This window comes from Bacillus sp. RC51 (genome assembly GCF_044908115.1).
GTDB classification, from domain to species: domain Bacteria; phylum Bacillota; class Bacilli; order Bacillales; family Bacillaceae_G; genus Bacillus_A; species Bacillus_A mycoides.
Genome location: NZ_JBIYCW010000005.1, coordinates 313,910 through 329,746, shown reverse-complemented (window position 1 = coordinate 329,746; position 15,837 = coordinate 313,910). Strand labels below are relative to the sequence as shown.

The 15,837-nt window shown below is 30.5% G+C and carries 12 protein-coding genes and 1 pseudogene; 5 read left to right on the top strand and 8 right to left on the bottom strand.

Features of this window, described 5'->3' with window-relative positions:
• Positions 1-189 precede the first annotated feature (189 nt).
• Positions 190-486 (top strand): hypothetical protein, encoded by a 297-nt coding sequence (locus tag ABH959_RS13855; protein ID WP_002142559.1) that lies wholly within the window; start codon positions 190-192, stop codon positions 484-486.
• A gap of 1,400 nt (positions 487-1,886) precedes the next feature.
• Here the strand turns inward: ABH959_RS13855 and ABH959_RS13850 are convergent.
• Positions 1,887-2,630 carry a M15 family metallopeptidase gene (locus tag ABH959_RS13850; RefSeq protein WP_181777895.1) on the bottom strand — a complete coding sequence of 248 codons (744 nt, stop codon included), beginning with the start codon at positions 2,628-2,630 and terminating at the stop codon, positions 1,887-1,889.
• Positions 2,631-2,874: 244 nt separating this feature from the next.
• On the opposite strand from ABH959_RS13850, the gene ABH959_RS13845 reads away from it, so the two are divergent.
• Both ABH959_RS13845 and ABH959_RS13840 read left to right on the top strand, forming a co-directional pair.
• A complete protein-coding gene (locus ABH959_RS13845) occupies positions 2,875-3,129 on the top strand; it encodes a SunI/YnzG family protein (protein WP_002165351.1) in 255 nt (84 codons plus the stop codon).
• A 540-nt stretch (positions 3,130-3,669) separates the two neighbouring features.
• Positions 3,670-4,023: pseudogene (locus tag ABH959_RS13840) on the top strand (hypothetical protein); the annotation flags it as partial.
• A 188-nt stretch (positions 4,024-4,211) separates the two neighbouring features.
• Here ABH959_RS13840 and ABH959_RS13835 read toward each other — a convergent pair.
• The 6 genes from ABH959_RS13835 to ABH959_RS13810 all read right to left on the bottom strand — a co-directional run bounded on the left by ABH959_RS13835 (position 4,212) and on the right by ABH959_RS13810 (position 10,989).
• Positions 4,212-4,493: a hypothetical protein gene (locus ABH959_RS13835; protein WP_113935975.1), complete on the bottom strand. Its 282-nt coding sequence runs from the start codon at positions 4,491-4,493 to the stop codon at positions 4,212-4,214.
• Between the two features lie 30 nt (positions 4,494-4,523).
• Positions 4,524-4,718: a hypothetical protein gene (locus ABH959_RS13830; RefSeq protein ID WP_142675673.1), complete on the bottom strand. Its 195-nt coding sequence runs from the start codon at positions 4,716-4,718 to the stop codon at positions 4,524-4,526.
• 118 nt (positions 4,719-4,836) lie between these two features.
• The gene (locus tag ABH959_RS13825) at positions 4,837-5,151 is read right to left on the bottom strand and encodes a DMT family transporter (RefSeq protein ID WP_061675676.1); all 315 of its coding nucleotides are present in this window, start codon (positions 5,149-5,151) and stop codon (positions 4,837-4,839) included.
• The gene (locus tag ABH959_RS13820) at positions 5,151-5,492 is read right to left on the bottom strand and encodes a DMT family transporter (RefSeq protein ID WP_002090534.1); all 342 of its coding nucleotides are present in this window, start codon (positions 5,490-5,492) and stop codon (positions 5,151-5,153) included. The genes ABH959_RS13825 and ABH959_RS13820 overlap by 1 nt, the downstream gene beginning before the upstream one ends.
• Positions 5,493-6,497: 1,005 nt before the next feature.
• The gene (locus tag ABH959_RS13815) at positions 6,498-7,091 is read right to left on the bottom strand and encodes a TasA family protein (protein ID WP_113935977.1); all 594 of its coding nucleotides are present in this window, start codon (positions 7,089-7,091) and stop codon (positions 6,498-6,500) included.
• A 628-nt stretch (positions 7,092-7,719) separates the two neighbouring features.
• Complete coding sequence (locus tag ABH959_RS13810; RefSeq protein WP_113935979.1) at positions 7,720-10,989, bottom strand: VaFE repeat-containing surface-anchored protein; 3,270 nt, start codon at positions 10,987-10,989, stop codon at positions 7,720-7,722.
• A gap of 1,035 nt (positions 10,990-12,024) precedes the next feature.
• Here ABH959_RS13810 and ABH959_RS13805 point away from each other — a divergent pair.
• Entirely contained in the window at positions 12,025-13,281 is a 1,257-nt protein-coding gene (locus ABH959_RS13805; protein WP_016100949.1) for an ATP-binding protein, read from the top strand.
• 168 nt (positions 13,282-13,449) lie between these two features.
• On the opposite strand, the gene ABH959_RS13800 is transcribed toward ABH959_RS13805, so the two are convergent.
• Entirely contained in the window at positions 13,450-13,644 is a 195-nt protein-coding gene (locus ABH959_RS13800; protein WP_033732005.1) for a hypothetical protein, read from the bottom strand.
• Between the two features lie 1,449 nt (positions 13,645-15,093).
• On the opposite strand from ABH959_RS13800, the gene ABH959_RS13795 reads away from it, so the two are divergent.
• Positions 15,094-15,726: a lysozyme family protein gene (locus ABH959_RS13795; protein ID WP_002035240.1), complete on the top strand. Its 633-nt coding sequence runs from the start codon at positions 15,094-15,096 to the stop codon at positions 15,724-15,726.
• Positions 15,727-15,837 lie beyond the last annotated feature (111 nt).

Below are 15,837 nucleotides of genomic sequence, written 5' to 3'. Positions count from 1 at the left end.
ACTTTCAGTCAAACAGTTGTTGTTATCAAATTAATAACCCTCCTACTTCGTGTTTGCACACTTATGAGGAAACGTGTCGCACAAAGGATTATTTTGTTAAAAACTTGATTCTAATTTATAACCTCTATCTTTTTCTTTTATTTCCCATTAAAATTGAGTAAAACTATTTTGATAACATAGGAGAAAGCTATGAAACATAACCTCAATCTATGGTCCTTTATATGCTCTTTGATTTGCGTTGGACTATTCCGTTTATATTTTGAAATTCCACTTGAATTATTCAAATTTTTCACGGATTCATTACACATTCACCCTTTATTTATATTACTAGTTTTAACAATAGGAACTTTTTTTGCTGGCATTATAGGATTTTCTAAGATGAATAATTGGATTGCGATGCTTAGGAGTGTAGCAACAGTCTTACTAACATTGTTATTATCAGTTTTTTTAACACTAACTTTGATTGTGGGTTATGCATTAAGTTAAACGTAGTTTTTTATGAGTAAAACTCAATATTCCGTCAATAATATAGATGACATTAGATTTTTCTCCTTGTTCTCCCTTGGAGATGAGCAGTTAGTTTTTGCTAACTGCTCTTATATTTATAACAAAGATAAGATTCTTTAGAATGATTCTTCTTTATTTCTCAATATAAGGAGCCTTGGATTTTCATTAAAACTCCTGTAGTATATAAACAAAGAGTAAGGTAAGAGTTACTCTTTGCCATTTTAGGAAAGGTTCTGTTGGAGACAACAGGACCTTTTTTCGTAAAGAGATGGTTTTGTTTAATTTCTCACCACTAACCACAAAAAAATATCTTATAATTGTTATATACTGAATTAAAATAATAGATTAGGAGTAGATCAAATGCCAGTTACACTAGAACTTATTCTTTTCATTCTTCTAGCAATTAGCGCTATTGGCTATTTAGTAAAAGAATTTCAAAAAACTAGGAAAAGAACACTTGGAATTTCACTAGAATTCTTGGTTCTTTTCTGGTCAATATGGAGAATATCGACTATCATAATCTGATTTGTAAAACATGAATTCCTTCGAATAAAAATCAATATTATGTCCATAATGTTGATAGGCTGTATGCCAAAATCCATTTAGTTTTCTCTGTATCTCCTTGTATTGAGCAGTTAGTTTTTGCTAGCTGCTCTTTTATTTATGAAAAAAGATAAAATTTTTATAATGATTCTTCTTTATTTCTCAATATAAGGAGCCTTGGATTTTCATTAAAACTCCTGTAGTATATGAACAAAGAGTAAGGTAAGAGTTACTCTTTGCCATTTTAGGAAAGGTTCTGTTGGAAACAGCAGAACCTTTTTTCGTGATTTAAAGGCACTAAGACAAAATGAAATATTTACCATGAAGGTAATTGTTAAATATTTTACGCTTATATAGTATAATGGGATAGTTATTGTGTATTGGCATTAAGAGGAGCGTCCTGATTAAGCGCTTCTCTTTTTTTATAAAATAGCTCCAAATTACTTGGACACATTTACCAGTTTATTCAACACAAATATCATGTTAAAATCCCTTGTGAATACGACATAACTCAACTTGGTGAAGCCCTGTAATATTTCCTGTAGGGCTTCTTTTTTTACAAGCAGTTATTTCATTAAGCTGACTACCTTGTTGTGCAAAATAACGATTTTGTTCACTTTTTTGATACATTTATAAAACATTCATATGTTATCTTCAGTAAGTTCTATTTCCTTTATAATATTGTGTGAAGTATACCAACGAACGAAGCCTAAAAAACTCTAATGAAGTGATGAAAAAAACCTAATTTCTCTACAAAACATTGAGAAATTAGGCTTTTTAATAGAAAAAGTAGCATTCATAAACAATGAATACAGTTTAACTCTTCAATTCTATTTTCACAGATTCATATATTCTTCTAAAGTCAATTTTTCCTTATATATATTTTCAGCAATATCTCCTACATAGCGAATATGCCAAGGTTCATATGCATAACCCGTAATACTTTCCTTCCCCTTAGGATAACGAATGATAAACCCTGCACGATGCGCGTTTTCTTTCAGCCATTTTCCTTCCTTCGTATTCGCAAAGGATAGCTCTAGTTCATTGTTCGCACTTTTAGAAGAAACATCCATCGTTAACCCTGTTTGATGTTCGCTATGCCCTGGCTTTGCAGAGAAGCGATCCGTATGCTCTTGCCCTTTCTTTTTAACATTGTTGGCATACAGACCTTTTTGATACCCATAGGAACGAAATCCTGAAACAGCATTCAACTGGATCCCATCTTGCTTAGCTAAAAGGAATAGTTTTTCTAACGCTTCCGCTGCTTCTTTACGAAGATGACTCTTTTCTACCGTTCCACTAAATGAGAACGGTACATTTGGTACAACTAAATCCTCTGGCATATAGTCTTCGGGTAAACCATATTCCTTATTTACTACAGCTTGTATACTAGCAAAGGAACTTGCTATCTTATTTGAAGTCCCATTTTGCTTACTATTTTTTTCTTTATTTATGGAGTTTTCACTAGTTTCATGGTTTGTCTTATATGGTTCTTTACCAATAGATATATTGGTGTAAATGATAAAGATACCTAACATTACTACTATACAAGTTAAGGTTCCTACTAATTTAAGTCTCATCATTCATTTCCTTCCTGCAACTCCTACTGTTACTCATTCATCATACTTCAACCATATCAAATCCATATTAATTCCCTGTGAACTTTTCTTCATAACGTATTCCTTAATAGATTGATAGTATATCTTCCCTTTCTTTTGGCACCCTTAAAATATCAGCTCTATTCATACATGTAGAAAAACAATCTAAAAATTTGTATAATAAGATATGAAGTGCAGCATTCTATTATAGAAAGGTCTTGGTATAATGCTAGGTATTGATGTCAAAAAAACAAAAGAAGAGTTAATTATTTCATGGCAATTTGCGGAGGTCACGATTCCATTACGTGATGTGATTGAGGTTACCGAAGATGCTACCTATGCGGGTGTTGAAGAACCAAGTGCAATCCGTATCGGAACAGCATATGGGACAACTGATCGTATATTAATTAGAACTGTAAAACAAAATTATGTATTATTTACTACGAATAAAGTGTCGATTTTAAAAGCTATTCTTGCTTAAATATGGTCATATAATAGACTCAAACAAAGTTCGAATAAAGCAAAGGAGAGAAGTCATAGAATAGACTCCTCTCCTTTGTTTAATCGAAATAAATTTTATAATCCATACTCACTTCAGTATAGCTTTTACAACATAAGTACGTCTTACTGTTTTGATTCTAATATTACTAATCTTATTAAGACCAAATCCACACATCATCATTATTTTGAGTGTTATTGTTTACCTCATGCACTTCTTCGATATGATCAACTGTGTTGTAATTAATAGAAATGCCGCCCCAGCCTACCTACTTCAAAAGCCGTTTTCACGACCCTTCCGTGCAAGTTTAAAAATATCCCTTTATCCATACAACCACTTGAAAAGGTGGTTTTTTTGTCGAAATTTATTTTTATAAAATTCAAATATCAAGGAGGTTTTACAAAATCTTACACAGAATTAGTCGTATATCGTATGGAATTGGTAATTTTTTACGATTTGTTTCATTTTATCTACCACGTTTAGACAAAATAGAAAAAACAGAAAAAAAAGGAGAGGTATAGTTTGAAAAGAAAAATTGGTACAACAATTGTAGGATTATCTGTCTTTAGTTTTGGTCTTTTTGGCTTAAACATTGGGGATGGCGGAGTTGTAAAAGCTGAACATGGCCATACTGGCGCGCCTGCCTATAATATTTGGGATACTGGTGGCGCTCCGAGATTAGAGTCACATGGGGATTCATGGGCTCCTGCTTATGATCATGGAAGACCTCCTATTTCATCATACAATAAAGGAGATACTTGGGCACCTTCATTTACAAATACTCATGGGGAAGGTTGGGCTCCTAAAAAAGAGACTCATGCAGATTTAATCGCTCCTACGTTAGAATCTCATGGTAATACTGGCGTGGCTCCTGCTAATACAGAACCTGGCGGAGATATCTAAGTTACCAAAAGGGGATCAAGTTAGATTTTAAATGATCCGTATTCTAAAAGAAAACTATTTTACGTAACAAATATGATGTATACGCATGTTTTCTAATGTGGTACACTGTAGCCGAGAGAAATCTCTACTACATAAGTGGTTTTCAAGTCTAAAAAATACACCTATACAATAGGTGTATTTTTGTTTCCAACTCGTTTCTTTCTTCTCATCCTCTTTATGACTTCCCATTTTTCTATTGTATATACTTCTGGATTGTAGTCATGCAATATACGAAACGGATTGTTCTTCCAAAAATTATGTAAGGGCGTTGATAAGTCATTTGCAACAACCCACTTCGTATCACATGTTTGTAGTACATCTTCTTCTGCCATCTTATATTTTTCTTTCAATAATATATGTAATACCTGAAGCGCGGTTGATTTATTCCAATATCCTTTTCGCACTCTACAAAATTTCCATTATTGAAATTCACCTCAATATGCTGCATTTAAATAATGAAAAGGATTGTTCCCCCAATGCTTATTGAGCGGGGGTGATAGATTATTTTTTCTAATCCATTCCATATCGAACACTTCTATTAATTTTGAATCTGAAAGCTTTTCATTTTCTTCAATCACCCATTTCAGTACTTCTATCCCTTTTTCTATCCACAGTATTAATTGCATCATAAGTATACACACGTTATAATAGTCACCTGATTACATATGAAGAGGTGCAAAAAATGAAGAAGATAATTTGCTTAATAAAAACAGATTATCTTCTTCATAGTACAATCTAAAAAATCATTTATGAAACGAGTTTTAAACCTATTGCAGCACCTAAAACCATACCTATAAAGATAAGTCTTCTCCAGTCTTTTGATTCGCCATAAAAAACCATGCCTAAAATTGCACCTCCAGACGCACCAATTCCAGTCCAAATTGCATAAGCGGTTCCCATAGGTAGTGTTTCCATTGCGTAAGCAAGAAATATAAAACTTAATCCAAATCCGAGAATTAACAAAGCTAATGATTGCCAATTTTGATCTTTATGCAATTTATTTATCATAGCAACACCAAACATTTCAAAAAGACCTGCTAAGATTAAAGAAATCCATGCCATTAGGATTCATCACCTTTCTGAACTTTGTCATCTGTAACTAATTTCAAGCCAATTACTCCAGCTAATAAAAATAAAATCAAGAGTACTTTTCCCACTTTAAATGGTTCACCAAAGAACAGGATTTCAGAAAAGACAGTTCCAGCTGTACCTAACCCAACAAAAACAGCATAAACAGTTCCCACGGGAAGTTTTCTTCCTGCCATGATCATTAAATAAAAGCTGAAAAATATAGCAATGATAGTCCCCGTCCAAGTCCAAAAATCATCAGCATTTTTTAAACCAATAACCCAAAAAATTTCAAAGAAAGCAGCAATAAATACTTTAATCCAGTCTTTACTCATCTAAAAGACACCTCCAATTTTATTCTTACCAAAAAAAACAAAAAAAGCCTAAGAGAAAACTGTTAAACAGTTTCTTCCAGGCTTTTATCCTTCCGTTACACAGTAAAGCTGTGAGTTTTCTCTCGGACAAGACCAAAACTAAATATACATACACACATGAAAACAAAATAGTTTAATGCTTTGTATACATCTTTCATTCTCATCGCTCCCTTAACTATATTTTCCCATTTTGGAATCCGCTTAGCGTACAAGATTCGTATTTTGTTGACGAGACCACATTAAATAGTTTACCTAAAGTGTTACCGATAATAGAAAATATAATTGAGCGATACTTTTTTCTTTATTATATAAAATTTATATAACAAACGTGGAATTTAACAAAGTGGACAATTGAACCCCGTAACTCATATATCTCGCACATTGATTCATAGATAAAATATTTTAACAAACGTTTGTTTAATTCTCCTACACCAAATTTCTTCATCACATAAATAAAAAAATAAGAATACCCCATTTACATATATTCATGAATTATATTTAGATATAATATGAAATTCATTTTCTTATAGTTAATTAATCTTAAACATAAATATATACCTTTCTGTAAGAATGCTACATTCTTCTCTATTTACCTACACTCACATTTTTTATAATTTATTATGATATAGATATTGTTTTAAAGTGTTTTGTGCAAAATAAACAATTGAGGTTTTTAGGAATTATAATCAGGGTTTTATTTTCTCTCTCTAAATTTACGTAATTTTCAAATATTAAAACTTCACATGTTAGGATTTGGTATATAATGAAGGCAACCCGTAGTTAGAGTGTTTGCTCCGATTCAAATTATGAGATAGTTTGTTTCACCTTTTTTGCATTATCTAAAAAAGAACTTGTAGGGATTCCTACAAGTTCTTTTTGTTTCTCATTTTAAATAACCTACAATCTTTTAAATAATTAAAAGGCATAAACTCAGTTTTACTTTTTACCAGTAACATGCTCTTAAATTTATCTTTCTTGTCCATCTGTTTGATTGGCTTGGAATTCCATTTTTAGCGCAATACTATCCCCTTGGAACACGTTCTGATCTGTGCCGTTGTCTTCAAATACAAACTTTATCCAAAACCAATCCATTTTCCCAGGTTTTAATCCCCCTGTTTCATTCCACTTAGAATGAAATACTTTTTTGGAGGCAATCTCTGGGCTTTGCGATTTTAGTTCTTCAAGAGTTGTCTCGTATACAGGGCTTTTCGCAGGATCCCAATCCAAAAGAAATTGTACTTTAATATGTTTACCGAAATCTTCTGTAGTGTTATTTTGTTTTAAATCGTTTACAGTATAGTCTATTTTCATCATGATATCTTTAATATTTAATGTACCACTATTTTTTAAATTGAATTTCTTTAATATTTTGTCCCCAGGTTTTAAATTTTCTAAGTTAAGTGAAGTAGTTGGTTGCATAGCTAAATCCAATGTACCTGAAGCAAATGAATTATTTGTCACCACTTGATCGCTAAAATATGCATATGTTCCCCCACCAATTAAAGATAAGCCAAGAGCGGCTGAAACCACTCCAACACCTAATTTCTTTTTCAATGACATTTTTTGTTCCTCCCATATCATTTTTATAATCTTTCTCCCTAATCAACTGAAAAGGTCCCCTTAATACAGATATACCACAAATTGTTAAAAAATTATATTAAAAGCAGAAAATTCCTTATTGAGAAAATTATGTTATTATTTATCTTCTGTAAGTGAAACGTCCCAAAATAGAAAAGTTGAATTTATAATTATCAAAACCTCCCCCAAAAACAAATTAATATTAACTACCCTTTATTTCCAATCCCTATCTGCAAAATCAAATCGATGCAAACAAACAAGATAATCAAGTTTCAAAAACGCAAGCCTGGAGAGATAGAATGAACAAAAGTTATAGCGCAATTGAAAGTGTAAATACAAATTTCAAAACATATCCAGATGAAAAAATCCCCAACGATTTAAAGTAGAACCATCATATGCTGAAGGAAGGACTTGGCCTATTGGTAAAAAGTAAAGAATTTCTAATACTCGACTTACAAATAATGATAAATAAGTTATTTCCGCTGGAAATGTATTTACAAAACAAGGAATGAATTTAATTGATCCTGTAACAAATTTAATTTTAGATCAAAAATAATACAAGAAAATAAGCACATCTTGTAAAAAAACAGATGTGCTTATTTTTTAATTTTTATGCATTTTTACGTTTTAAGAATATAACTCCACCAACAATTAACAGTAATGCGCCTGCAGCCATAGAGATCCAACTTGTAAGGTCAGCACCTGTTTGTGGTAACCATCCAATTTTAGATTGAATTTCTTTCTTAGATTGTGGTTGTTCTTTTGGTTGTTCTGAAGTTGGAGTATTTTTATCTTGATGCGGCTGTTCTGGTTTTGGTTGTTCCGGTTTTACTTCTTTAAATTTCACCGTTTGACCCTTATCTTCGATGTCAACGTGAATAGCTACCAAGACATTATCTTGATACAATTCTTCAAACACTACCACTTCTTTACCTTGTAATGCAGAAGCATTAAATGTGAAATCGAGTGTGATAGAACCATTTTTTTCTTTTGCAGTAAACTTAGATTCTACTGTTACTTCTTTACCATCAACTAATAATGGTTTGTTTGTTGCTTTATCCATTAGTTTACCTTTTACAACGTACTCTTTACCCACGATTAAGTCTTTGTATTCCACTTTATCTTGGATTGTTACAGATTTAGAAGCGTCTAACTCTTTAGAACCATCAACCTTATTTGTAGCTGTTGTTTTAATGGAAGGTTCTACAAATCGAACTGTTTGACCTTTGTCGTTAATATCAGCATGTGTTGCAATTACTTGACCTTCATGTAACAAATCTTCAAATACAACTACTTCTCTTCCTTGCTGTTCAGCACCAACGAAAGTAAAGTCTAATGTTACAAAACCATTCTTTTCTTTTGCAATAAACTTAGTCTCAGCTGTTACTTCTTTACCATCAATTAATAATGGTTCATTAATAGCTTTGTTCATTAATTTACCTTTTACAGTGTACTCTTTACCAACAACTAAGTTAGTATACTCTACTTTATCTTGAATAGTGATAGAATCCTTTGAATGAATCTCTTTTCCACCATCAGCTTTGTTTGTAGCAGTTGTTTTTACTGATGGCTTAACGAACTTAACTGTTTGACCTTTATCATTGATATCAGCATGTGTAGTAACAACTTTTCCGTCTTTCAGTAACTCTTCGAATAATACTACTTCTTTTTCTTCTAAACCAGTTGCATCAAAAGTGAAATCTAGTGTAATAGAACCGTTTGCTTCTTTTGGTGTAAACTTAGTTTCAGCAGTTACTTCTTTACCATTTACAACTAATGGTTTATTAGTCTCTTTATCCATTAATTTACCTTTTAAAGTGTACTCTTTACCTACTTGTAGGTCTTTGTATTCCACTTTATCTTGGATTGTTACAGACTTAGAAGTGTGCATTTCTTTTGTACCATTGGTTTTATCAGTAGCTGTTGTTTTTACTGATGGAATCTTTTCATCTTTGACAATATGTTTAATGATTTGACCATTCTCTTTGATCTCAAAAGAGAATATTTCTTCATTCAATACATAACCTTTTGGTGCAACAGTTTCTTTATATGTGTATTTTCCAAATGGTAACTTTTCAAACTTCGCGATACCTTTATCGTCTGTTTTCCCTTTAACTACTTCTTTTCCTGCTTCATTATAAATAGTAAACTCTGCATTCGGAAGCTTATTGTTTCCATCAGCTACATCAACTTTTGTAATTTCTAGATCACCTTTGATAAGATGATTAACTGCTAATAGCTCAATAATTTTTCCGTGTTCCTTTATTTCGAACACAATCGGTTCTGTAATAAGAACGTAACCATTTGGAGAAGCCTTTTCTACAAATGAATATTTACCATACGCTAAATCTTTGACGTTAACTTCACCATTTTTATCTGTCTTATATTCCCCAATTACTTTCCCGCTTGCATCTTTTAGCTCGAATACTGCACCTTCTAATTTTTTACTGATATCTTCATTATCTACTTTTAGTAATTTCACACTACCTTTCACTTCTGTATTTTCCACTGTAAAAGTAAGTGTTTTATTGTGCTCTTTAATTTCAAAAGGATACTTTGTTTTATTTCCAATATATCCATTAGGTGTTTTTGTCTCTAAGAAATAATATTTACCATACGTAAGACCATCAACATTTGCAATTCCATTTTCTTTTGTTACTACTTTTTTCACTTCTTTTCCATCTTCAGTAAAGACCGTGAATTCAACATTAGGTAACATCTTACCTGAATCACTAAGTTTTTTTATTTCGATGTTACCTTTTACTTTGTTGTTTACTACTTGAACAGCTCCTATTTCCCCTGTCTTAACTTCAATAGTTTGTGGTTTATCACCTGAAACATAACCTGTTGGTGCTTTAATTTCTTTTACTGTGTAGGTACCAATTGGTAGGTTATTTAATTCTGCAGTACCATCAGCACCCGTCGTGATTTTTCCAACTGATTCATTATTTGCATTAAAGACTTCAAATACTGCACCAGCTAATATTTCTCCATTTTCCCCAACCTTTTTAATTTTTAAAGAACCAGCAGCTTCCCAATTTACTGCAAGGTCACTACTAAGCTTTTCCTCATTTCTTTCTAGTAGCACTGTAGCATTCTGAACAGTATCAGTACCGCGATAAGCAATTGCTTGAACTTTAGTTAAATTTGCAGCAACACTTAGATTAAATTCACCTGTTTTTGTATCTTTAGGAATTTGGATACGGAATTTTTCCCCAAGTGAAAGCTGATCTTTCACTTCTCCATTTTCACTAACAATTTTAACTCCATTAGGTGCATTTTTCGCTACTACTTTATAAGAACCACTCTTAGCATTTGTTTGTACTGTGTATAGGTTTGTTTCAAAAAACTCACCCTTTAATTCTGCCTTTTGCTTTTCAGCAGGAATCACATTCATAAAAATATCTTGAGTATCTTCACTTGTATTTGCAGCATTAATAATTGTCTTAGCCGCTTTTTCAACATTTTTATTTTCATGCTTTAATTCATTTACATCAAGTTGACCTAATGCATTCCAAACCGCAAGCTGAGTTGCATAATGTGCTTCATTCTTATTAGCTACTCCCAGTTGTTCTATACTTTTTTGTGGGAAACCATTTAATAGAACCCTATATACTACATTATCTGTTTTCCCCATTTCAGGAAGATCTTCACCATTTGGTGATTTTAAACCTAGAGTTAAACAATAAGCAATTTGACCGCTTGAATTTTTGATAATTTCAGTTCGGATATCCTTTCCTAAACTGTTGCTATAACTCCAGTTCATTGAATACTTTTCATGCGTCATAACCTCCGCATTTGCCTTCGGTAGAAACACATTAAAGAATAATGCTAGTACTGATAATAATGCAAAAACTCTTTTAACAACTCTTTTCCCCAATTTTAAAACCTCCCTAGATAAAATGAATCCGATGTATTATTCAAATATTTAAAATAATCACAACGAAGATATTTCATATTATAAGACATAAAGTTACAAATATTATATTATTTTTACAAATTATTCATTTTCTCAACATCCACTATAAATTATAATATTAAAACATTTCTTTTTACAAAAGTAACAATATTAGGATACCTTAACAAAATAAGAAACTTGGTAAAATACTAGAATAACGGTAGTTGGCGTACGGAAACGATTCTTGGCATGAAGGACCACTCCAAAGATATTTTAATATGTAAACAGATATTTTCAGATTGAATATATGTATTAATAATGAAATTTTATTGCATTTACACCTGCAATGTTTATATAAAAGATAGTAAATTATGTTTTTATAGGATTTTTTCTATTAGTTTACTGAAAATTTGCATTATTATGTGACAATAAATATCATTGTATTTAATATAAAATGATATAAAAAAAGGGGTACGTAAATAATTATTAGAACTTTCAATCAATTAATTATACTAAAATTAGTATTAAGAATATTAGTAAAAAAGTAACAACGTTATTACGAAGTTCGAATATTGGTCTAAGTACCCTAGCATCTCAATGGTAACCTCTTGAATACTTTTACGTTTTTAAATAAAATAAATTGAAATAACAAAAAAATAATAATTTTTAATTTTTTTCTTTGTAATTTAATAAGTTGCATGTTAATATGGCGAAGGTTATAAAATGGATTTCGCCATACACAATGTTTTTTCGGAATATTCACTCCAGAGAAACGTAACTATTTCAGTAATTTGCTTCATCTTTTACCTATACAAGGGCTACTTTCAATTTTTTTGTTCATAAGTAAAAGTAACTTTTTATTCTATCTTCCTCATCAATTTTAATATAAATGGTAAAAAAGCACTTTTTCAAGTGCCCTTCCTTTTCTTTTTTAAAGATAGAAAATCTAATAAAAGCAAACACCTAGATTAAACACATACATAATCCTACTTACAAACTCTCAGAGAGGTATAAACTATGGGAATTCCTACACTATTATTAAATACATTTATTATTATTATTTGTATCCTTAGTTACCAAGTATTTTGGCTAGAACATAAAGAAAAAATGGCATGTAATAATATATTAATTTCTGTACTTTCCTCCATTGCAATTATTTTTTGTATGACTTTTCCTTTTCATTTACACGCTGGGTTCATTTATGATTTACGTTTTATTCCCATTATATTAGTTTTTCTATATGGAAATACAAAGAGCATTATTTGTATTGGAGTTTTATATCTTTCTTATAGATTTTACTTAGGTGGAAGCGGAGTCTTCCCATCATTTATTATCTTTACTGTTATTTCTGTTATTACAATCATGTTTCGTTACTTGTCACCTACTTATTTCAAGGAAAAGAAGATATTATTAAGTATTCTACTTATTTTGATATGTACAACTTCCCTTTCTATCTGCGGTATTGTAACGCAAATAAATACAGGTGGTAAAATTGACTCTACTCTCATTGAATTTTTATTCAATTATATAATCATAAATATTTTCACAGTATTATTATCAGTTTATTTAATAGAAGGAATGATCGAGAAATATAAAATAAAAGAAAGAATGCAAAGAGCAGAAAAATTTTATATAGCTAGCGAACTAGCTGCATCGATCGCGCATGAAATTCATAATCCACTGACCACGGTACGTGGATTCACTCAATTACTAAATGAAGATGAGAGTGCTAAGATGTCTCAAGATAAGTACTTAGAAATTATGTTACTTGAAATGCAGCAAATACAATCTACTATTAATAACTATTTATCTTTAACCAAACCACAAAACATTATAAAAGAGGAACTAGATATTAATTACATATTAAATCAAGTGAAAGATAATATTTCACCACTCGCTCTTTCATATAATGTTGAAATAAAACAGCATATTACAACAGATTCCCTTTACATAAATGCTAATACTGAAAAATTAAAAATATGTCTAACCAACATCATACAAAATGGAATTGAGGCTATGAAAAATGGTGGCGTATTACAAATAAATATACAAAAAATAAAAGATAATATTGTAATTGATATTATTGATACAGGAATAGGAATGTCTTCCCAACAAATAAAACGTATTGCCTTGCCATTTTATTCAACAACAGAAAAAGGTACTGGGCTTGGTACTATGATTGCGTACAGTATTATTAAAGAATTAAACGGAGATATAGAGATAGAAAGTGAACTAGGAAAAGGAACACACTTTTCTATCACTATCCCCTGCTAATATAATAGAAGATTTATTTAAATGATATTATTTTGTAGCTAATATAACCATATAAAAAGAAGACGTAACTATTCGTCCTCTTTTTATATGGTTCTGGTGCAAAAATGTTAGTTAGAAACATAGAGTAGCAATTTCACAATTTATTCACAAGTACCGTTAAGCGCAAGTTTACGTTAAGTATGCTATTTGCATAATAATGTTTTCAAGAAAAAAGTAGCTGTACTTTTGTGCAGCTACCTTTTTATGCAATAAATCAGTAATAGATATTCGAGCTGCAATAAATGCCCCTTTTATACTTTGAAATGTAATTTGCAAACTACAATTTGACATAATTCTAATAGTATGGGACGTATATTTCTCCATAAAAGCAACTTATTTTTATCTCTTTTAAACAATTTATCATATTATTTTCATCTAATTAGGCACAGAAACATTTTGCAAAATCTTACTACTTTTAGGAAAAACGTTTTTAGGGTACATTTTAAAATAGCTCTTTTTCTTTGAAATGTTTCTGTGCTTAATATTTAAAATATCTTATGTCAAAATTTTCCGCAACAAATATGTTAAATTATTCATAATTATATATAATACGGAATATTAAAGTTAAATATTCCGTATTATACTCTATTAAATATAGCGTATTTAATTTATTAGTAATTAATTTATTAGTCTAAGTATGAATTATAAAGTATATTCGTTTAAAATTGTCACAATATAATTTTATATTCGACGTTTTTAATTACTCGTGAAACATTTGCAAATGTTTTAACCGTTATGTATAAGGTAAATATCCCCTCTAAATATAAGATTTACTTAATTTAGATTCTTTCTCTCATAGTCGTAATGTCGAAAAAAGTCGAATTTTTATATTTTTTCTTTATTTTCTAGTTGTAAACGTTTTATTTTCATATTACCATCTTAATCAAACATTAGATGGTAATAAAACTTAAAGTATTTCTTTCCCTTAGAGACATATAAACGTTCGGTAATACCATGAAAATAAGGCCAAAGAAATATGAGTTACCTGATAAAAGATTTAATAGGATTTTTACCACTTTAATTTTCTGTCAATTCAGAATGTAACACTTTAACATTTTGTCCCTAAACAAAATTTAAATTTTAGTTTGGTAAACTCAAAAAGCTAAATCACCCACCCAAATTAATAAATGATATATCCTGTTATATCTAGCGATCAGTCATGAGAAATAAATTTCTTCCTAAGAAAACTTAGCCCATTAATAAAAAGTGTCTAAATTTCTATCTTTATTACCATCTATTGTTGATAACATATTTACCAACTATAAAAAAGAGCCTATTGAAGGTTCTTTTTATTATAATCATTAGCACTTCAATTATTGATAATCATTGGTGTTGAATCTTTATTCCCTCACCTTATATAGCTTTCTTTTATTAACACTTGAAGACTTATTGAGGTACGGTTCTGATTTTAATTTTTTTTATTTTTAAGCGACTAATTTCCGAATGATGGGCCATCCACAGTTTTATATCTAATAAAGAAAGAATTATATCTGTTTCAAGTGATATTTTGCTTATCTCCTTCTCTCTTATCGGTTATGTAGATAATATATCTCTTGAATCTAGAGCCTTTAGAACACATAATAGATACCCTAAAAAATGGACTTTATTTTATCTTTATCTTATCTTTACCTTATCTTTAAATTTTTCTATTAAACTTAGCATTTAGAAAAAAATTTTCGAGTCTAAAAAAGCTGGGAAATAGAGAATTATTGAATTTTTTTAATAACCAGCCACCATTGAAAATAGGGTTTCTTGTAAAAGGAGGAGTAATATTTGAAGAATAAGAGAAAAGTACAAACTATTATATTATTCTTTATTAGTATTTTAGGGTTAGGAACAATAATCGGGATACTATATTTTAATGACAAAACCAATACTCAAAAAAATAAAGCGTTCGCTACCGAGGAACGTTTATTGCAATATGAGCCCATCATGAAAAAAGAATTAGAAAAATATAATTTGGGAGAAAAAACAGCAATTTTACTAGGAATTATGTACCACGAGAGTAGGGGTGAGGGCAACGACCCTATGCAATCTTCCGAATCACTTGGATTAAAGCCAAATGAAATCCAAGAGATAAACTTGAGCATTAAACAAGGGGTAAAGCACTTTGTTCAAATGTATAGATATGGAGAAGAAAAAGGTGTTAGCATGGATACAATTATCCAAAGCTATAATATGGGGCCAGGCTATATTGATTTTATTGCCAATCAAGAAGCTAAACAACACTCGGAAGATACAGCTAAACAGTTTTCTAAGTTGAAAGTTGATCAGAATCCAGCTACATACACTTGTGGTGGAAATAAACAAAATTTTAGATATCCATATTGTTACGGTGATTTCACATATACAACAAAAGTGAATGAAAAAGCAAAACTTATTGAAGAACGCCTCCAAAAAAATTAAAATTGTATATATTTGTTTGAAGGAGTTTTCCATTTACTTTTATATGGTTTTTCATCAACTTTTATCCCCTCTTACCATCTAAATGTATATATACAACTATCGTATCATATT